Here is a 20,631-nt window from a genome sequence, read left to right on the forward strand (position 1 = left end):
ATGAACCATGTTGTGAATTTATGAATTGGAGGTATTAAAATTATGCAGAATTTTCAAAAGAGGTGGCTCGCTTTATTAGGGACTGTTGCCGTCGTATTTATACTGTTTATGTGGCAGACGAAGCAACAAGCTGTGCAACCGACCGTGAAACTTGATACAAATGTGAAGAGTGAAGAGAGAAAAGGTAAATTGAAAGTAGCAGAATCAAATGAACGGAAAAAAACAATTATGATTGATATAAAAGGTGCTGTGCATCGCGAAGGTGTATATGAGGTAGGAGCGGGTGCACGCGTGAAAGACGGGATTGAAAAAGCGGGTGGTTTTTTACCTGAAGCGGATATGGGAAAAGTGAACTTAGCGCAACTTATGCAAGATCAAATGTTACTCTATGTTCCGAAAAAAGGAGAGCAAGTTCAAGGAGCTAATATACCTTCAGGGCGGCAGGAGGAGAAAATTCAAATTAATGTTGCTTCAAAAGAGCAACTCGAAAAAATAACGGGAATTGGGCCTCGGAAAGCAGAAAATATTTTGAAATATCGAGAAGAACACGGGCCGTTTCAAAAAATGGAAGATTTATTGGAGGTAGATGGCATTGGAGAGAAATCGCTTGAAAAAATAAAAGATAAAATAATTATTCCATAAAGGATTGACGAACTTTTTCTTTTTTCGCTACACTACAAGTAGATGAAAAAGTAGGTGAAAAGATATGGAACGAATTTCTTGGGATCAATATTTTATGACGCAAAGTCACTTATTATCACTACGTAGTACGTGTACAAGGCTTGCAGTAGGAGCGACAATTGTCCGCGATAAGCGAATTATTGCGGGTGGATATAACGGTTCAATCACAGGTGGTGTGCATTGTATAGATGATGGGTGTTATATCATTGATAATCATTGTGTTCGTACAATTCATGCTGAAATGAATGCACTGTTGCAATGTGCAAAATTTGGTGCGAAAACAGAAGGTGCGGAGATTTATGTTACACACTTTCCTTGTTTACAATGTTGTAAAGCCATTATTCAAAGTGGTATTACAGCTGTTTATTACGCACAAGACTATAAAAATCACCCGTATGCTGTGGAACTATTCGAACAAGCAAATGTCACTGTGAAACATGTTCCGTTAGAATATGATATTACATCGTTAGAGCAACAAGAACGTCATTTGCAATTAAAAGAACTGTTTTCATCTTTAGAAAAAGATGATTTAACAATGAATGAATTACAACAAGTATTCGCTAGAGCAAAAGAGATACTGTAAGTGCGTGTTCAAAAAGGAGGATAAAGAGAGCCGGGCATTTCGAGGCGCGGAAGTCAGGAGAGTGCGGAGTGTAGATGGAACTACATGAGTGCCGGATTGGCGAAGCAGACGAAGAAATGTGAAAGATATCTTTCCTGGATTTTTTGAACATACGCCATAAGGGGTGAGTATAAGTTGCGTGGACAATGTGGCTATATTGCAATCTCGTTTGTTATTGGGATTGCGATTGCCTGTTCCTCCTTTAAATTGTTGTATATTGGTTTATTTTGTTGTTATATTCTATTTTGTATATATCGTACTTCACGTCGAATCCTCTTTTTTTGCATACTGGCATGTGCTGGTAGCTTCCTCTATACCTCATATGTTGAATGGAAAAATCAGCATTCAAAAGGGTTAGACTTTGAAATAACAGAAGGTGTGATTCAAACTACACCCCTTATAAATGGTGATCGACTCTCTTTTCAAATGGAGGTCAATGATAGAGATACGTTGCAATTGATGTACAAAATTCAATCAGTTAAACAAAAAGAACAGTTGCAGAAATTACATGCTGGTATGAGTTGTACATTTCAAGGAGAAATGAAAGTGCCGTCAGAAGCACGGAATTTTCACGAGTTCGACTATCGTGACTACTTACATAAGCAAAAGATTCACTTTTTATTTGAAGCAAAAGAGATTTCAAATTGCATCCAAAAATCTTTGACGTTTACACAGTGGGTCTTTTTATTACGTCAAAATGCGGTGTCGATAGTCGCAGAAATGTTTCCCGGGCAATCCGGAGCGTTTATGAATGCGTTGTTGTTTGGAGATCGGCAACTGATGACATTTGAGGTAGAAGAACAATACCAACAGTTTGGTCTTATCCATCTATTGGCAATTTCAGGCTCGCATATTGTGCTGTTAATGGCGATTGGCTACTTTGTTCTGCTTAGGGCTGGGATAACCAGGGAAATGACAACAATATGTCTCGTTGTTTGTATTCCAATTTATATGTTTTTGGCTGGGGCATCTCCATCTGTCATGAGAGCTTCCGTAACGGGTGTTATGTTGTTGCTAGCACTAATGCATTCTATCCGTGTTTCGAGCTTAGATGCGCTTAGTATGACGGCTATATTGATGCTTTTATATGACCCTTATATGGCTTTTGATATTGGATTTCAATTTTCGTTTGTTGGTAGTTTTGCGTTATTACTGTCAGCAAGTCGACTATTACAGCATGATAATGGTCTGATTCAAAACACAATCTATCTTTCTGTTATTTCACAACTTGCTAGTACTCCTATTTTGTTATATCATTTTGGTTATTTTTCTCCATATAGTATTTTCCTCAACCTTCTATATGTCCCGCTTCTATCTTTTGTTGTGTTACCGTGTAGTATTGTAATTTTTGCGTGTATACTATTTGTACCTTTCGTAGCGAAATGGCTCGCACAAATGTTATCAGTATGTTTAACAATTTCTAATGATATCCTTCAGTACTGTGAAAATCTCCCGTTTCTTCGCTTTACCTTTGGCCAAACGCCTTTATTTCTTATAGTTTTATATTGTTTTAGTATCGTTAGTATATTTATTGTGTGGGAAAGAGTGGTTAGAAAAAAGTTTTTATTCCTGACTGTTGGGTTTTTCCTGTTTATGTGTATTTGTCAGTATGTTTCGCCCTATTTCCGTACTAGCGGAAGTGTGACTTTTATTGATGTTGGACAAGGAGATGCGATCTTGATTCGCCTTCCGTATGAAAAGGGGGTCTATCTCATTGATACAGGAGGAACGATTTCTGTGAAAAAAGAAGCATGGCAAAAGAAAAAACATGAATTTTCTGTTGGATACGATATTCTCCTTCCATTTTTGCAAAAAGAGGGTATTCGGAAAATTGATAAGTTGATTGTGACGCATGGAGATACAGATCATATGGGGGCAGCTAAAGAATTGTTATCCTCTATTACTGTAGGGGAAATCGTATTTGGGAAGAAGCGAGAAGATGCTGTGCTCGAAAAAGAATTGAAACAAATTGCAAAGGAAAAAAATATAAGGATAAACATTGTAGGAGAAGGGGACAGATGGCAAGTAGATGAAGTGATATTTACTGTACTATCACCAGATGGAGGAGAGAAAGGGGATAACGATTCGTCTATTGTGTTATGGGCAAAGTTAGGTGGAGTTACATGGCTGTTTACTGGAGATCTAGAAGAGAAAGGTGAGCGGCGAATTGTAGAGCAGTACCCAGAGTTACGAGCGGATATTTTAAAGGCTGGGCACCATGGTAGTAAGACTTCGTCCTCATATGCCTTTTTACAGCTGATTCAGCCCCAAAAGGCAATTATTTCAGCTGGAGAGCATAATCGATACGGTCATCCACATCAGCAAGTGCTAGCGCGTTTGTTAGAACTTGACATTGAAATATGGCGAACAGACAAGCAAGGAGCTATTTCCTATGTTTTTGAAGGTGAAAGAGGAACGTTTCAAAGTAAACTAACATATGATGAAGCACAGAAAAGGTGAAGTGGAAAAAAAGAAGGCCGCAAGCAGCAGCCTTTAAGAACCAATAAATTTAATGATTGTTGCAATAATGAAAAGTGTTGCGAAAAAACCAAATGAGACGATAAAACCTACCCCTGAATCAATAGCGTCATTGCGTTTACTTTGAACGTTTTGCTCAAATTCATTCATTTAGAATCCCTCCCCAACATTCCATTTTAGTATAAAATATTGTCAGAAAAAAATCTACAATTTCCATATGAAGATAAAGTGGAAGTTTAATCAGTGGGTTTTCTCTTCCACTGATGATTAGCCCCCACCAATCGAGTTTTTACGGGCCATTGATCCCATACCTGACTTTTTTGTTTTCGCTGAATTTTGAGATGAGGGTCTTACTGCACGTAAGTAGCGGAGGAGATAGAGAATATGTGTGTAGAAGTAGGCGATAAATCTTATGTGAAAAGAAGATGGAAATTTGATTTCCATGCATGTTAACAGTTAACAATTATACTTATCCGGCAGTTGCGAATAATAACAGTAAAGTGGTTACCGCACACCAATAAGAATCCCGGGACTTATTGCGTGGCGTTTTATATAGATAAAGGGACGGGTTAGTTTAAACCTGTTCCTTTGTACTTGTAAAACAAAAGATACCGCATTAGTATAGAGATATATTGCCAAATTAGGGAGTAGGAAAAAAGCATGAGTGATATACATAAGAAGATTAAAAAAAAACAGTTTGTACCACTTTATTTAATATATGGAACGGAAGCTTATTTTATAAATGAAACAATAAAGCTTATAACAACTGAAGCGCTAGCTGAAGAAGATCGTGAGTTTAATGTTGTAACGTATGACTTAGAAGAAGCGTATTTAGAAGATGTAATAGAAGATGCACGGACGCTTCCTTTTTTTGGAGAACGTAAAATATTACTCGTTAAATCCCCATTGTTTTTAACATCACAAAAAGAAAAACTAGAACAAAATATAAAGGTTTTAGAGGATTATGTTGCAGAGCCATCTCCATTTTCGATTGTTGTATTTGTAGCACCTTATGAAAAACTAGATGAGCGGAAAAAAATCACAAAATTATTAAAGAAAACAGCAGATGTAGTAGAAGCCAATGCGATGCAAGTACAGGACGTTCGTAAATGGATTGTGGCCCGTGCAGATGAAGTGCATGTGCATATTGAGGAAGTAGCTGTTAATTTGCTATTAGAGCTTGTAGGAAGCAATGTAACGATGTTAGCAAAGGAAATGGACAAGTTGACCCTTTATGTTGGTATGGGTGGAGAAATTACAACAGGGCTTGTAGCGGAACTGGTACCAAAATCGGTTGAACAAAATGTGTTTGCGTTAACAGAAAAGGTAGTGAAAAAAGATATCGCTGGGGCTATGCTAATTCTAGATGGACTATTTACGCAACAAGAGGAACCAATTAAATTATTGGCGTTATTAGTGAGTCAATTTCGTTTGCTGCATCAAGTGAAGGAATTACAGCAACGTGGATATGGCCAAAATCAAATTGCTTCGCATATTGGTGTTCACCCGTACCGAGTAAAGTTGGCGATGAATCAAACGAAATTTTTCTCGTTTGAAGAATTGAAAAAAGTTATTTTAGAGTTAGCTGAAGCTGATTATAGTATGAAAACGGGGAAAATGGATAAGAAGCTTGTCTTAGAGTTTTTCTTAATGCGTTTAAATCATATTGGATAAAATAAAAGTGGAGGCAGTTCGCTCAGAATCACAGGTTATTGGAGCCCCCCGCCGAGAAGTGTTTTTGGCTTCAATCGAGAGGGTGAAATGGCCGGAGATTCTAGTTGCTATAGCTGGATAAAATAAAAAAGTTCATGTCATTTGCTGCATGAACTTTTTTGTATATAAAAAAACGATCCAAATGGATCGTTTTTTAAACGCCTTACGCGTTTACTTGTTTCGCTAAGCGAGATTTTTGACGAGCTGCAGCGTTTTGGTGGATAAGACCTTTACGAGCTGCTTTGTCAAGTTTTTTAGAAGCAGTTTTGAAAGCTTCTTTAGCATTTTCAAGATCGTTATTAGTAACTAAAGCTTCTACAGTTTTAACAGCTGAACGCATGTCAGACTTGATAGAAGCGTTATGTGCACGACGCTCTTCGCTAAGTTTAGCGCGTTTGATAGCAGATTTAATGTTTGCCATACTTTTCACCTCCCTGGTGCGATCGAGTGACTCGATACTTACATAGAACAAGTGATATTTTATCAAACGGAGAAGAGAATTGCAATAGCGAGATCAATGAAATTTCATGTAAGGGAAAGAATGACCTTATATAATTTTGGGAAATCTAACGATATTTACTATTAAATGCGGAGGAGATACGATGAAAGAACCATTAGATTTAAGTAAATATAGCGTTAGGACAGACCTTGCAGTAGAAGCGCATCAAATGTTACAAGAACGTCAGCAAAAACAAACGGGAATCGAAGGTGTTGTTGTAAAAGAGCGTGAAGAAGAAGGGATTACGATTACGAAAGTGATAATCGATGAAAGTGCTTCTGAATCGATGGGTAAAAAAGCAGGGAATTATTTAACGCTTGAAGTGCAAGGGATCCGTCAGCAAGATACGGAACTTCAGCAAAAAGTGGAACGTATTTTTGCAAAAGAATTCTCGTACTTACTAGGAGAAATTGGAATAACCAAAGAAGCAAGCTGTTTAATTGTAGGACTAGGGAATTGGAATGTCACACCAGATGCACTTGGTCCGATTGTTGTAGAGAATGTGCTTGTGACACGTCATCTTTTTAAATTACAACCTGAAAGTGTAGAGGAAGGGTATCGCCCAGTTAGTGCAATTCGTCCAGGTGTAATGGGGATTACAGGGATTGAAACAAGTGACGTCATTTACGGTATCATTGAAAAAACAAGGCCGGATTTTGTTATCGCTATCGATGCGCTTGCTGCAAGGTCTATTGAACGAGTAAACAGTACGATACAGATTTCAGATACGGGAATTCATCCTGGATCTGGTGTAGGAAATAAACGAAAAGAACTAAGTAAAGAAACGCTAGGAATTCCTGTGATTGCTATCGGTGTTCCGACGGTTGTAGATGCTGTTTCCATTACGAGCGATACAATTGATTTTATCCTAAAACATTTTGGACGTGAAATGAGAGAAGGAGATAAGCCGTCTCGATCTTTATTGCCAGCAGGTTTTACATTTGGAGAAAAGAAGAAACTAACAGAGGAAGATATGCCGGATGAAAAAAGCCGTAATATGTTTTTAGGGGCAGTGGGCACATTGGAAGATGAAGAAAAACGAAAATTAATTTACGAAGTATTAGCTCCTCTTGGTCATAATTTAATGGTGACGCCGAAAGAAGTAGATGCATTTATTGAAGATATGGCAAATGTAATAGCGAGCGGTTTAAATGCTGCACTTCATCATCAAATTGATCAAGATAATACAGGTGCATATACGCATTGATGAGAAGAGGCGAAAGTAGTTGAGGAGATTTACGCTTCAATGTGTGTGCTGCGTTATTCTGTTTTTGTTTGTGATGCTAATCGGAATTGGAATCGTTAATCATGGCTTAAAAAGCATGAAAGGCTATCGGCAGCCAACATATGAACAAGTTGCACGAATGACGGGAACTGGAAGTGAAAATGTTAATTTGGAAATTTTAGGAGATACATTTTCAGCAAGTGAAAAACAAAAACAGTTAGAAAGTCTCAGAAGTTTTAATGTTGTAGAAGGACTGGGAATGGGAATCGCAGAATTTGCTCGAAGTATCGCTAAGTTTAGTACAGATATAGTAATTGGGAAAATAAAAGATATTTTTAGCCAATTGGGAGAATAAAAAGAGGTTGTCTTATCATTTTGTAAGACAGCCATTTTTTTTGTTATAAAAAGGTTTGTCTCGTTTGATCTGCTCGCATAAGATAAAGAGAGGAAGATTTGTCTTATAAGCAGCACGAGTTTTCATTGAATCTTTGCTGCTCTATTGATATAATCAGTGCTAGTGTATATTGGCGAGACTATTAGGAGTTGAGAACATAGATGAATAAAGAAGAAAGAGCAAAGAGGCAGTCTAACATTCGTAACTTTTCCATCATTGCTCACATTGATCACGGAAAATCAACGTTAGCAGACCGTATTTTGGAGAAAACAAACGCGTTAACACAGCGCGAAATGAAAGCTCAATTACTTGACTCTATGGATTTAGAGCGTGAGCGTGGTATTACAATTAAATTAAATGCAGTACAATTAATGTATACAGCAAAAAACGGTGAAGAATATACTCTTCACTTAATCGATACACCGGGACATGTCGACTTTACGTACGAAGTATCTCGTAGTTTAGCGGCTTGTGAAGGTGCTATCCTTGTTGTTGATGCAGCGCAAGGCATTGAAGCGCAAACGTTAGCAAACGTATATTTAGCACTTGATAATAATTTAGAAATTTTACCGGTTATTAATAAAATCGATTTGCCAAGTGCTGACCCAGAGCGCGTTCGTCAAGAGGTAGAAGATGTAATTGGTTTAGATGCGTCAGAAGCTGTACTTGCTTCCGCAAAGGCTGGCATTGGGATTGAAGATATTTTAGAACAAATCGTTGAAAAAGTACCAGCTCCAGAAGGTGACCCAGAAGGGCCGCTTCAATGTATGATTTTTGACTCTTTATATGACCCATATCGCGGTGTAATTGCGTATATCCGTGTTGTGAGCGGTACAGTGAAAGTTGGCGATAAAGTACGTATGATGGCAACTGGTAAAGAATTTGAGGTAACAGAAGTAGGTGTATTCACACCGAAAACAACACAGCGTGAAGAGTTAGCAGTAGGTGATGTAGGATTCTTAGCGGCATCTATTAAAAATGTAGGAGACACACGCGTTGGTGATACAATCACACATGCGAAACGTCCAGCAGCAGAACCATTACCAGGTTATCGTAAATTAAACCCAATGGTATTCTGTGGTTTATATCCAATCGATTCTGCACGTTATAACGATTTACGTGATGCATTAGAAAAACTTGAATTGAATGATTCTGCTCTTGAATTTGAGCCAGAAACATCTCAAGCATTAGGATTCGGTTTCCGCTGTGGATTCTTAGGTTTACTTCACATGGAAATTATTCAAGAACGTATTGAACGCGAATTCAAGATTGACTTAATTACAACGGCGCCAAGCGTTATTTACAAAGTGTATTTAACGAATGGGGAAGATTTGATTGTTGATAATCCATCTAACATGCCAGATCCTCAAACGATCGATCGTGTGGAGGAACCGTTTGTAAAAGCAACGATTATGGTTCCGAATGATTACGTTGGGGCTGTAATGGAAATTTGCCAAGGGAAACGTGGTGCATTCCTTGATATGCAATACTTAGATGAAACACGTGTTACGTTAACATATGAGATCCCACTTTCTGAAATCGTATACGACTTCTTTGATCAATTGAAGTCTAATACGAAAGGGTATGCGTCATTTGATTACGAGTTAATCGGTTACAAACCGTCTAGACTTGTGAAGATGGATATTTTATTAAATAATGAACAAGTTGATGCTTTATCATTCATTGTACATCGCGATTCAGCTTATGATCGTGGTAAAGTAATTGTAGAAAAATTAAAAGAATTAATTCCAAGACAACAGTTTGAAGTACCAATTCAAGCGACAATTGGGAATAAAGTTGTAGCGCGTTCTACAATTAAAGCGATGCGTAAAAACGTACTTGCAAAATGTTATGGTGGTGACATTTCTCGTAAACGTAAACTTCTTGATAAACAAAAAGAAGGTAAAAAACGTATGAAGTCTGTTGGTTCTGTAGAAGTGCCACAAGAAGCATTCATGGCTGTATTGAAAATGGACGATAACTAATAAAAAAGAAGCCGTTTGTGCGGCTTCTTTTTGTACGTAGGATTACTTTTTTAGACATCTTTTCATCTCTCCTTTACAATGGTGAGGATGCTTTTTATTGTAAGAAACAATAGTGGATATAGAGTTAGGAGACTATTGATGTCTGAAAATATTCGAAAAGATATTCAAGAAAAAATACAAAACGGTGATTTTAATTGTGAAAAAGAATTGACGCTTTCTATTATTAGCGGAAAGTGAAAAGTTGTAATCTTGTGGCATCTAGGTGTAGAAGGGTCGCATCGCTTTAGTGAGTTACAACGACTATGCCCAAACATTTCTCATAAGGTTTTATCTAATCAATTAAAAGAATTAATGGAAGATGAAATCATTGATCGGACAGTATATCCAGAAGTACCTCCGCGGATAGAGTACTTTATGACTGATTTAGGTATGACGCTTTTACCAATCGTCGAAATGATGTATGATTGGGGGAAAATGCGAATGGAACAAATTCGTAACACGTTACAGAAGTAAAGGAGCCTCCGAAGTGCGGAGGTTTTCTTTTTAGAAAGGTAGGAGTCTAGTTTAATGCAAGCTGCATATATTCATATTCCGTTTTGTCAGCATATTTGTCACTATTGTGATTTTAATAAAGTATTTATTGAACGTCAGCCTGTTGATCAATATTTAGAGTATTTAGAGAAAGAAATTATAAATACGGTTCAAAAGGTGCCGTTTGAAAATATGAAAACGATTTTTGTTGGGGGCGGGACACCAACGGCATTAAATATGGAGCAGACAAAAAAGCTGTTAGATATTATTAATCGCCGTTTACGTCCGTTCGCTCCAAACTGTGAATTGACGTTTGAAGCAAATCCTGGAGATTTGCCAAAAGAAAAGTTGAACCTTCTATTAGATGGTGGTGTCAATCGAATTAGCTTTGGTGTGCAAACATTTCGAGATGAATTACTTCAGAAAATTGGACGTAAGCATACGAGGGAAGATGCATTTGTAGCGATTAGTGAAGCGCAGGAAGTGGGCTTTACGAATATTAATGTGGATTTAATTTATGCATTACCAGGGCAAACGATAGAAGATGTGAAAGAAACATTGGACATTGCTTTTACGTTAGGAGTTCAGCATTTTTCTGCATATTCCTTAATTATTGAACCGAAAACGGTTTTTTATAATTTAATGAACAAAGGAAAATTAAGACTTCCAGGGGAAGAGCATGAAGCAAGAATGTATGAAATGGTAATGGATGAGATGGAAAAGCATGGCTATAAACAGTATGAAATCAGTAATTTTTCAAAAGAAGGCTATGAAAGTAGACATAATCTCACATACTGGAATAATGAACAGTATTATGGTTTTGGAGCTGGTGCTCACAGTTATGTAAACGGCGAGCGAATTCAAAATGTTGGCCCGTTAAAGCAATATTTCTCTAAAATTGATGAGACAGGCTTCCCTTATTTAGACGTCCACGAAGTAACAAGAAAAGAAAGAATGGAAGAAGAACTATTTTTAGGGCTCCGGAAAACAAAGGGTGTTTCTAAGCTTACATTCCAAAAGAAATTTGGTGTCGAAATGGATGAGATTTTTGCAAAGCAGTTATTATCCAACAAGGAACATGGATTGCTTCAGGATAAAGGTAACCATGTTTGTTTGACGAGACAAGGTAAGTTATTAGGGAATGAAGTATTTCAGTCATTTTTAATTGATTAATTAAATGTTCAGTAGATATGAAAAAGTTTCTCTATTTTGTGACGTTTCCGTTGACAATTGAATGTCAATTTTGGTAAGTTATTAATAGATTTAGCACTCGAAGACAAAGAGTGCTAACAGAGGTGATGATGAGATGCTTACGGAACGTCAGCTCTTGATTTTACAAACAATTATTGATGACTTTATTGGATCAGCGCAACCTGTTGGGTCAAGAACGTTGGCTAAAAAAGATGAAATTACATTTAGTTCAGCTACGATTCGAAATGAAATGGCTGATTTAGAAGAACTAGGATTTATCGAAAAGACACACAGTTCTTCTGGACGTGTTCCTTCAGAAAAAGGGTATCGATTTTATGTAGACCATCTTTTAGCACCACAACATTTATCGAATGAGGATGTTGTACAGATTAAGGATTTATTTGCTGAAAGAATTTTTGAAGCGGAAAAAATTGCACAGCAATCCGCTCAAATTTTATCAGAACTCACAAATTATACGGCAATTGTTCTTGGACCGAAAGTGAGTGCAAATAAATTAAAGAATGTACAAATTATTCCGCTGGATCCTCAAACAGCAGTCGCCATTATTGTAACAGATACAGGTCATGTACAAAGCAAAACGATTACCGTTCCGGAATCTGTTGATTTATCAGATTTAGAAAAAATGGTTAATATTTTAAACGAAAAGCTATCTGGTGTGCCGATGGCGGAGCTGCATAATAAAATTTTAAAAGAGATTGTGACGGTTCTACGTGGGTATGTCCACAACTATGATAGTGCAATAAAAATGTTAGATGGTACATTTCAAGTTCCTTTGTCGGAAAAGATATACTTTGGGGGGAAAGCGAATATGCTTTCGCAGCCGGAGTTTCATGACATTCAAAAGGTACGCTCCTTGCTGACTATGATTGATAATGAAGCTGAATTTTACGATATTTTGCGTAATAAACAAGTCGGGATTCAAGTGAAAATCGGTCGAGAAAATTCTTCGACGGCTATGGAAGATTGTAGTTTAATTTCTGCAACTTATTCCATTGGAGAAGAACAGATTGGAACAATCGCGATCCTAGGTCCAACGAGAATGCAGTATTCTCGCGTGATTAGTCTGTTACAATTGTTTTCAAGACAATTTACAGATGGGTTAAATGGATTGTATAAATCAAAATAATAAATTCGCTCGAGCGATGAACATTGTCATTGCTTGTGTGTAACATAAAAACTATGCTTGGACGCTCATGTTAAGCATGAGCTCTGGTGCCTTTTAAGGAGGTGAAAGTTGTGGAAGAGCGTAACGAACAAGTAGTTGAAGAAGCGAAAGAAACGCAAACTGAGGAATCTATTACAGCAGAAAACAGTGAAGAAACTGTAGTAGAAGAAAAAAGTGAAGCGGCTCTTTTACAAGAAAAAGTAGATGAATTGCAAGCGAAATTGACGGAAACGGAAGGTCGCACACTACGTCTACAAGCTGATTTTGAAAACTATAAGCGCCGCGTTCAACTGGATAAGCAAGCGGCTGAAAAATATAGATCGCAAAGTCTTGTGTCAGACATTTTGCCAGCTCTTGATAACTTTGAAAGAGCGATGCAAGTGGAAGCAAGCGACGAGCAGATGAAGTCCTTATTACAAGGGATGGAAATGGTATATCGTCAATTGCTAGAAGCGCTGACTAAAGAAGGTGTTGAAGCGATTGAAGCTGTTGGTAAACAGTTTGATCCGCATGAACATCAAGCTGTTATGCAAGTAGAAGACAGCGAGTTTGAATCAAACGCGGTTGTGGAAGAATTCCAAAAAGGTTATAAACTGAAAGACCGTGTGATTCGCCCATCAATGGTAAAAGTAAATCAATAATTTACATAAATGTAGGAGGTTTCGCCATGAGTAAAATTATCGGTATTGACTTAGGTACAACAAACTCTTGTGTAGCTGTTATGGAAGGTGGAGAACCAAAGGTTATTCCAAATCCAGAAGGGAACCGTACAACACCTTCTGTTGTAGCTTTCAAAAATGAAGAGCGTCAAGTTGGGGAAGTAGCGAAGCGTCAAGCGATTACAAACCCAAATACAATCATGTCTGTTAAACGTCATATGGGTACAGACTACAAAGTAGAAGTTGAAGGTAAAAACTACACACCTCAAGAAATTTCTGCAATCATTTTACAAAACTTAAAAGCTTCTGCTGAAGCGTACTTAGGTGAAACAGTAACGAAAGCTGTTATCACAGTACCAGCATACTTCAACGATGCAGAACGCCAAGCAACAAAAGACGCTGGCCGTATTGCTGGTTTAGAAGTAGAACGTATTATTAATGAACCAACAGCAGCTGCGCTTGCTTACGGTTTAGAAAAACAAGACGAAGAACAAAAAGTTCTAGTATATGACTTAGGTGGCGGTACATTCGACGTATCTATTCTTGAGTTAGCAGATGGAACATTTGAAGTTATTTCAACTGCGGGTGACAACCGTCTTGGTGGTGACGACTTTGACCAAGTTATCATCGATCATTTAGTAGCTGAATTCAAAAAAGAAAATAACATTGATTTAAGCCAAGATAAAATGGCACTTCAACGTTTGAAAGATGCAGCTGAAAAAGCGAAAAAAGATCTTTCAGGTGTAACACAAACACAAATTTCATTACCATTTATTAGTGCTGGGGCTGCTGGTCCATTACACTTAGAATTAAACTTAACAAGAGCGAAATTCGAAGAACTTTCAGCTAACCTTGTTGAAAGAACATTAGAGCCAACTCGTCGTGCATTAAAAGATGCTGGTCTTTCTCCAAGTGAATTAGATAAAGTTATTCTTGTTGGTGGTTCTACTCGTATTCCAGCTGTACAAGAAGCGATTAAACGTGAAACTGGTAAAGAACCATATAAAGGCGTTAACCCTGATGAAGTTGTAGCATTAGGTGCTGCAGTTCAGGGCGGTGTACTTACTGGTGATGTAAAAGGCGTTCTATTATTAGACGTAACTCCACTTTCTTTAGGTATTGAAACTATGGGTGGCGTATTCACGAAGTTAATCGAGCGTAACACAACAATTCCAACAAGTAAGTCACAAGTGTTCTCAACTGCTGCTGATAACCAGCCTGCAGTAGACATTCACGTATTGCAAGGTGAGCGTCCAATGTCAGCTGACAACAAAACACTAGGTCGCTTCCAATTAACAGATATCCCACCAGCACCACGTGGTATTCCGCAAATCGAAGTAACATTCGATATTGATGCGAACGGTATCGTAAATGTACGTGCGAAAGACTTAGGGACAAGTAAAGAACAAACAATTACAATCCAATCTTCTTCAGGTCTTTCTGATGAAGAAGTAGATCGTATGGTAAAAGAAGCTGAAACAAATGCTGATGCTGACCAAAAGCGTAAGGAAGAAGTTGAACTTCGTAATGAAGCTGACCAACTTGTATTCCAAACAGATAAAGTTGTAAAAGATTTAGAAGGTAAAGTAGATGCAGCTGAGGTAGCGAAAGCAACAGAAGCAAAAGAAGCATTACAAGCGTCAATCGAGAAAAATGATCTTGATGAAATTCGTGCGAAAAAAGATGCACTTCAAGAAATCGTACAACAACTTACTGTAAAATTATATGAACAAGCTCAAGCAGCTGCTGGTGCTCAGCAAGCAGAAGGTACACAAGGTAACGCTAGTGCAAAAAATGACAACGTAGTTGACGCTGAGTTTGAAGAAGTAAAAGAAGATAAGTAATAAAGTAAAAAAACATAAGTAAGATGACAAAAAGTCAAAGTCAAGCGTGCCTTGGCTTTGGCTTTTTTCATGAATGAAGAAAGTGCTTCGGGCAGGTTAGCTCTTTCATATGGGAGTCTTAAGTTTTTCTTTTTGCATACTGTAAGTGAGGAAACTTTGTTGCAAAGCACTTTCTTTCGGTGTTAAAATTACGTTTATGTGAAAGATTCGGGGGTTACAAATTTATGAATAAAAGAGATTATTATGAGGTGCTCGGCCTTAGCAAGGGCGCTTCAAAAGATGAAATCAAAAAAGCATACCGTCGTTTGGCTAAAAAATATCATCCAGACGTAAGCAAAGAAGAAAATGCAATTGAAAAGTTTAAAGAAGTACAAGAAGCATATGAAGTTTTAAGTGACGATCAGAAACGTGCGCAGTACGATCAATTTGGTCATGCTGATCCAAATCAAGGTTTTGGCGGCTTCGGCGGTGGAGACTTTGGTGGTGGATTCGGATTTGAAGACATTTTTAGCTCATTCTTTGGCGGAGGTGGCGGCAGACGCCGTGATCCAAATGCACCGCGTCAAGGCGCTGACTTGCAATATCAAGTTACTTTAAGCTTTGAAGAAGCGATTTTTGGTAAGGAATTAAATGTTGAAATTCCAGTTGAAGACCCATGTGACACATGTCATGGCAATGGGGCGAAACCAGGAACTTCAAAAGAAACATGTAAACACTGTTCAGGAACAGGTCAAGTGAGCGTAGAACAAAATACACCATTTGGTCGTATTGTAAATCGTCAAGCGTGTAAACATTGTTCAGGAACAGGCCAAATGATTAAAGAGAAATGTACAACATGTCATGGCTCTGGAAAAGTACGTAAACGTAAAAAAATTAACGTTAAAATTCCAGCGGGTATTGATAATGGTCAACAAATCCGTGTGTCTGGTAAAGGTGAAGCGGGTGTAAACGGTGGGCCGGCTGGTGATTTATATGTTGTTGTTCATGTAAGAGACCATGAGTTCTTTGAGCGTGATGGCGATCATATTATTTGTGAAATGCCATTAACATTCACACAAGTAGCGCTTGGTGCTGAAGTGGAAGTTCCAACTGTTCATGGAAAAGTGAAATTGAAAATTCCAGCAGGAACGCAAACAGGAACGGAATTCCGCCTAAAAGGAAAAGGCGCTCCAAATGTACGTGGATATGGCCAAGGTGATCAATATGTAGTTGTTCGTGTTGTTGTACCAACGAAATTAACATCACATCAAAAAGAATTATTGCGTGAATTTGCAGGACAAGAAGATCAGGATGATAGCCTATTTGGAAAGCTTAAACGAGCTTTTAAAGGGGAATAATGGAAATAAAAAATGGAGTTGGTAAATTGTGAAATGGTCAGAAATTAGTATTCATACAACAGAGGAAGCAGTAGAAGCTGTTTCTCATATTTTACACGAAGCAGGTGCTAGCGGTGTAGCGATTGAAGACCCGGCAGAGTTAACAAAAGAGCGTGAGCAACAGTATGGTGAAATTTATGCGCTCAATCCATCTGAATATCCAGAAGATGGTGTGTTAATAAAAGCATATTTCCCACAAACGGATTCTTTACATGAAACAGTTGCGAGTGTAAAATCATCTATTGATGTACTTCCATCTTTCGACATCGAAATTGGTACAGGAAATATTACGATTAATGAAGTCGATGAGGAAGACTGGGCTACTGCTTGGAAAAAATATTACCATCCAGTTCAAATTTCTGATACATTCACAATTGTGCCAACTTGGGAAGAATATACACCTTCTTCTCCAGATGAAAAAATTATTGAATTAGATCCAGGGATGGCATTTGGTACAGGGACACATCCAACAACAACGATGTGTATTCGTGCGTTAGAGAAAACAGTGCAGCCAGGTAATACCGTAATTGATGTTGGAACAGGTTCTGGTGTATTAAGTATTGCTGCAGCAAAATTAGGTGCAGCATCTGTTCAAGCGTATGATTTAGATCCAGTTGCAGTTGAAAGTGCGGAGATGAATGTTCGTTTAAATAAAACGGACGGTATCGTATCTGTCGGACAAAATAGTTTATTAGAAGGTATTGAAGGACCAGTAGATTTGATTGTAGCAAATTTACTTGCAGAAATTATTCTTCTATTCCCTGAAGACGCAGCGAGAGTTGTAAAACAGGGTGGACTATTTATTACATCTGGTATTATTGCAGCAAAAGAAAAAGTAATCTCTGAGGCGTTAGAAAAAGCTGGATTTACAATTGAAGAAGTGTTAAGAATGGAAGATTGGGTAGCAATCATTGCACGAAATGCGTAATATATAATTTATGTTAATAATGAACGAAAGAGTCTCTCGCTATATGAAGTGAGAGACTTGCCGTTTGTTATATTAAAATGATAACGTTTCGTTCTTTTCGTAAGGGAGGACTTACGAAAGGAACGAAACTTTACTAAGGTGATGAGATGCAACGTTATTTTGTAGAAGAGAAGTATGTAAATGATGCAAGTATTCGTATTGTAGGTGATGATGTACATCATATCGTAAGAGTGATGCGCATGTCAGCTGGTGATCACATTTATTGCTGTGTAAAAGGTAAAACAGCAATGTGTACAATTGCTGAAATTACCAGTGAATTTGTGGATAGTGCTATTGTAGAATGGGTAGAGGCGTCAAGTGAACTGCCAGTGTTCGTGACGATTGCAAGTGGACTGCCAAAAGGAGATAAGCTAGAGTTAATTTTTCAAAAAGGAACTGAGCTTGGGGCGGCCGCATTTTTACCATTTCAAGCATCTCGTTCTATTGTAAAATGGGATGCAAAAAAAGCAGATAAAAAAGTTGAGCGCTTGAAAAAAATTGTGAAAGAAGCTGCAGAGCAATCGCATAGAAGTGAAATTCCAGCTGTACATGCTCCGGCATCATTTAAACAATTGCTTGCGATGAGCAGTGATTATGATGTTTGTCTTGTTGCGTATGAAGAGGAAGCAAAGCAAGGCGAAAAAGCTAATTTTGCGAAGGCTTTAACGGCACTTGAACGTGGTCAAAAACTGTTGATTGTATTTGGCCCCGAAGGTGGTTTATCTGAGGAAGAAATTTCTGCGCTTCGTGAACATAAATTTATACCATGTAGTTTAGGGCCGAGGATTTTACGAACAGAAACGGCGCCGCTTTACGCGTTAAGTGCCGCTTCTTATCATTTTGAATTGATGGGGTGATGATCAATGGCAACTGTTGCGTTTCACACGTTAGGTTGTAAAGTAAACCACTATGAAACAGAAGCAATTTGGCAATTGTTTAAACAAGGTGGTTATGAAAGAACTGAATATGAAAAGAAAGCTGATGTGTATGTAATCAATACATGTACAGTAACAAATACTGGAGACAAAAAAAGCCGTCAAGTTATTCGACGTGCTGTACGTCAAAATCCAGACGCTGTTATTTGTGTAACAGGATGTTACGCACAAACATCTCCAGCGGAAATTATGGCGATTCCAGGCGTAGATATCGTTGTTGGTACGCAAGATCGTGAGAAAATGCTAGGGTATATTGAAGAGTTTCGTAAAGAACGTCAACCAATCAATGCTGTCCGTAACATTATGAAAACACGTGTATATGAAGAGCTTGATGTACCGTATTTCACTGACCGTACACGTGCATCTTTAAAAATACAAGAAGGTTGTAATAATTTCTGTACGTTCTGTATTATTCCTTGGGCACGTGGTTTAATGCGTTCTCGTGATGGAAAAGAAGTTATTCACCAAGCGCAGCAATTAGTGGATGCAGGTTATAAAGAAATCGTCTTAACTGGTATTCACACAGGTGGATATGGGGAAGACATGAAAAACTACAATTTAGCTGGATTGCTTCGCGATATGGAAGCAGAGGTAAATGGCTTGAAACGTCTTCGTATTTCTTCAATTGAAGCGAGTCAAATTTCAGATGAAGTAATTGAAGTATTAGATAAATCTGAAGTAGTTGTCCGTCATTTGCACATTCCACTACAATCAGGTTCTAACACTGTACTAAAACGTATGCGCCGTAAGTATACGATGGAATTTTTCCAAGAGCGTTTAGATCGCTTGAAAGAAGCGTTACCAGGCCTTGCGATTACATCCGATGTAATTGTTGGTTTCCCTGGTGAAACGGAAGAAGAATTTATGGAAACATACAATTTCATTAAAGAAAACCGTTTCTCTGAATTGCACGTGTTCCCTTATTCAAAACGTACAGGAACACCTGCGGCTCGTATGGATGACCAAATTCCTGAAGAAGTAAAAAATGATCGTGTTCACCGTTTAATTGAATTATCGAATCAGTTAGCGAAAGAATACGCATCTCAATTTGAAGGTGAAGTTCTTGAGATTATTCCAGAAGAGCCTTTCAAAGACGGTGATCGTGAAGGATTGTATGTAGGTTATACAGATAACTATTTAAAAGTTGTGTTTGAAGGATCTGAAGAATTAATCGGCAAACTAGTAAAAGTGAAGATCACAAAAGCTGGTTATCCATATAACGAAGCGCAATTTGTTCGTGTTCTTGAAGATGATGTAAAAAAAGAATCAGCAAGTGCGTAAGAGAAAAGCATGCAAACGAAAAGGGTTTGCATGCTTTTTTCTTTGCTGGAGAAGTTAAGATATGAAGTTGTAATATTTCATGCTATAATGCTAACCGTTATGGTTGTCAGACAACCGTGTAGTGAAGAAAGGGGCATATAAAAAATGAACTATGCAAAGTTAATTGACCACACATTATTAAAACCGGATACAAAAAAAGCAGCGATTGTTACATTATGTGAGGAAGCAAAGAAACATGACTTCGCGTCTGTATGTGTAAATCCTACTTGGGTTGAAACTGCAGCAGAATTGTTAAAAGGTACAGATGTAAAAGTTTGTACAGTAATCGGTTTCCCTCTTGGAGCAAATACACCAGAAACAAAAGCGTTTGAAACGCAAGATGCAATTGCAAAAGGTGCAACAGAAGTTGATATGGTAATTAATATTGGTGCATTAAAAGATAAAAATGATGAATTAGTAGAGCGCGACGTTCGTGCGGTTGTAGAAGCTGCAAAAGGAAAAGCGCTTGTGAAAATCATTATTGAAACATGCTTATTAACAGAAGAAGAAAAAGTTCGTGCTTGTGAATTATCTGTAAAAGCAGGTGTAGATTTTGTAAAAACATCGACTGGCTTCTCAACAGGCGGGGCGACAGTAGAAGATGTAGCACTAATGAGAAAAACAGTTGGGCCAGAAATCGGTGTGAAAGCTTCTGGTGGTGTTCGTAACGGAGAAGATATGGACGCGATGGTAGAAGCGGGAGCAACACGTATTGGTACAAGTGCTGGTGTTGCACTAGTAAGCGGGAAAACAGCAACAACGGATTATTAATTTAAAAGCGGAGCCGACTGTTTAGTCCTCTCTGATAAGCTTGTTATCTTCTTGTATGGAAGGTAAAAGAAACGAATCCATCTAGCTATTATAGCTAGATGGATTGAATTGTTCAAAAAATAAAATATACATTAGCTGTAATGCATGATTTGAACAAATTTAGATAGAAGAAGGGCATCTACTCTTCTTTTATTCTGTCAAATAGTTGACCTGAAGTAACAAAATGTATTATAATCGTAAAAGACATGCTGAAG

The 20,631-nt window shown here is 37.9% G+C and carries 19 protein-coding genes; 17 read left to right on the plus strand and 2 right to left on the minus strand.

The window, feature by feature from the left end:
* Window positions 1-42 precede the first annotated feature (42 nt).
* The 3 genes from ACM6HU_RS06875 (at window position 43) to ACM6HU_RS06885 (ending at window position 3,763) form a co-directional block, all read left to right on the plus strand.
* Window positions 43-642, plus strand: a complete 600-nt coding sequence (locus ACM6HU_RS06875) for a helix-hairpin-helix domain-containing protein (RefSeq protein WP_016116386.1) — start codon at window positions 43-45, stop codon at window positions 640-642.
* A 64-nt stretch (window positions 643-706) separates the two neighbouring features.
* Entirely contained in the window at window positions 707-1,264 is a 558-nt protein-coding gene (locus ACM6HU_RS06880; protein WP_016116385.1) for a ComE operon protein 2, read from the plus strand.
* A 174-nt stretch (window positions 1,265-1,438) separates the two neighbouring features.
* Window positions 1,439-3,763 (plus strand): DNA internalization-related competence protein ComEC/Rec2, encoded by a 2,325-nt coding sequence (locus ACM6HU_RS06885; RefSeq protein ID WP_414848084.1) that lies wholly within the window; start codon window positions 1,439-1,441, stop codon window positions 3,761-3,763.
* A 33-nt stretch (window positions 3,764-3,796) separates the two neighbouring features.
* On the opposite strand, the gene ACM6HU_RS06890 is transcribed toward ACM6HU_RS06885, so the two are convergent.
* Window positions 3,797-3,931 carry a YqzM family protein gene (locus ACM6HU_RS06890; RefSeq protein WP_001001652.1) on the minus strand — a complete coding sequence of 45 codons (135 nt, stop codon included), beginning with the start codon at window positions 3,929-3,931 and terminating at the stop codon, window positions 3,797-3,799.
* Window positions 3,932-4,441: 510 nt separating this feature from the next.
* On the opposite strand from ACM6HU_RS06890, the gene holA reads away from it, so the two are divergent.
* Window positions 4,442-5,455 (plus strand): DNA polymerase III subunit delta, encoded by a 1,014-nt coding sequence (gene holA / locus ACM6HU_RS06895; RefSeq protein ID WP_016116383.1) that lies wholly within the window; start codon window positions 4,442-4,444, stop codon window positions 5,453-5,455.
* 202 nt (window positions 5,456-5,657) lie between these two features.
* On the opposite strand, the gene rpsT is transcribed toward holA, so the two are convergent.
* Window positions 5,658-5,915 carry a 30S ribosomal protein S20 gene (gene rpsT / locus ACM6HU_RS06900; RefSeq protein ID WP_001274011.1) on the minus strand — a complete coding sequence of 86 codons (258 nt, stop codon included), beginning with the start codon at window positions 5,913-5,915 and terminating at the stop codon, window positions 5,658-5,660.
* Window positions 5,916-6,096: 181 nt separating this feature from the next.
* Between rpsT and gpr the strand changes: the two genes are divergently transcribed.
* The 13 genes from gpr (at window position 6,097) to deoC (ending at window position 20,377) form a co-directional block, all read left to right on the plus strand.
* Complete coding sequence (gene gpr, locus ACM6HU_RS06905) at window positions 6,097-7,200, plus strand: GPR endopeptidase (protein ID WP_016116382.1); 1,104 nt, start codon at window positions 6,097-6,099, stop codon at window positions 7,198-7,200.
* 19 nt (window positions 7,201-7,219) lie between these two features.
* Window positions 7,220-7,573, plus strand: coding sequence for a DUF3679 domain-containing protein (locus tag ACM6HU_RS06910; RefSeq protein ID WP_016116381.1), 354 nt, complete (start codon window positions 7,220-7,222; stop codon window positions 7,571-7,573).
* A 200-nt stretch (window positions 7,574-7,773) separates the two neighbouring features.
* On the plus strand, window positions 7,774-9,597 hold the full coding sequence (lepA, locus tag ACM6HU_RS06915; protein ID WP_016116380.1) for an elongation factor 4: 1,824 nt from the start codon (window positions 7,774-7,776) through the stop codon (window positions 9,595-9,597).
* Window positions 9,598-9,843: 246 nt separating this feature from the next.
* On the plus strand, window positions 9,844-10,110 hold the full coding sequence (locus tag ACM6HU_RS06920) for a winged helix-turn-helix transcriptional regulator (RefSeq protein WP_229166042.1): 267 nt from the start codon (window positions 9,844-9,846) through the stop codon (window positions 10,108-10,110).
* A gap of 54 nt (window positions 10,111-10,164) precedes the next feature.
* The gene (gene hemW / locus ACM6HU_RS06925; RefSeq protein ID WP_414848085.1) at window positions 10,165-11,301 is read left to right on the plus strand and encodes a radical SAM family heme chaperone HemW; all 1,137 of its coding nucleotides are present in this window, start codon (window positions 10,165-10,167) and stop codon (window positions 11,299-11,301) included.
* A 133-nt stretch (window positions 11,302-11,434) separates the two neighbouring features.
* A complete protein-coding gene (gene hrcA / locus ACM6HU_RS06930; RefSeq protein WP_016116376.1) occupies window positions 11,435-12,466 on the plus strand; it encodes a heat-inducible transcriptional repressor HrcA in 1,032 nt (343 codons plus the stop codon).
* A gap of 110 nt (window positions 12,467-12,576) precedes the next feature.
* The gene (grpE, locus tag ACM6HU_RS06935; protein WP_016116375.1) at window positions 12,577-13,146 is read left to right on the plus strand and encodes a nucleotide exchange factor GrpE; all 570 of its coding nucleotides are present in this window, start codon (window positions 12,577-12,579) and stop codon (window positions 13,144-13,146) included.
* A 26-nt stretch (window positions 13,147-13,172) separates the two neighbouring features.
* Window positions 13,173-15,008, plus strand: coding sequence for a chaperone protein DnaK (gene dnaK / locus ACM6HU_RS06940; protein ID WP_016116374.1), 1,836 nt, complete (start codon window positions 13,173-13,175; stop codon window positions 15,006-15,008).
* Between the two features lie 224 nt (window positions 15,009-15,232).
* Window positions 15,233-16,345, plus strand: coding sequence for a chaperone protein DnaJ (gene dnaJ, locus ACM6HU_RS06945; RefSeq protein ID WP_016116373.1), 1,113 nt, complete (start codon window positions 15,233-15,235; stop codon window positions 16,343-16,345).
* A 28-nt stretch (window positions 16,346-16,373) separates the two neighbouring features.
* The gene (prmA, locus tag ACM6HU_RS06950) at window positions 16,374-17,312 is read left to right on the plus strand and encodes a 50S ribosomal protein L11 methyltransferase (protein WP_016132050.1); all 939 of its coding nucleotides are present in this window, start codon (window positions 16,374-16,376) and stop codon (window positions 17,310-17,312) included.
* A gap of 146 nt (window positions 17,313-17,458) precedes the next feature.
* A complete protein-coding gene (locus ACM6HU_RS06955) occupies window positions 17,459-18,208 on the plus strand; it encodes a 16S rRNA (uracil(1498)-N(3))-methyltransferase (protein WP_097968977.1) in 750 nt (249 codons plus the stop codon).
* Window positions 18,209-18,214: 6 nt separating this feature from the next.
* The gene (gene mtaB, locus ACM6HU_RS06960; protein WP_003200635.1) at window positions 18,215-19,567 is read left to right on the plus strand and encodes a tRNA (N(6)-L-threonylcarbamoyladenosine(37)-C(2))-methylthiotransferase MtaB; all 1,353 of its coding nucleotides are present in this window, start codon (window positions 18,215-18,217) and stop codon (window positions 19,565-19,567) included.
* A gap of 144 nt (window positions 19,568-19,711) precedes the next feature.
* Complete coding sequence (gene deoC / locus ACM6HU_RS06965) at window positions 19,712-20,377, plus strand: deoxyribose-phosphate aldolase (RefSeq protein ID WP_016116369.1); 666 nt, start codon at window positions 19,712-19,714, stop codon at window positions 20,375-20,377.
* Window positions 20,378-20,631 lie beyond the last annotated feature (254 nt).

The organism is Bacillus sp. IT-79MI2, assembly GCF_949768135.1.
Classification (GTDB): domain Bacteria; phylum Bacillota; class Bacilli; order Bacillales; family Bacillaceae_G; genus Bacillus_A; species Bacillus_A pseudomycoides.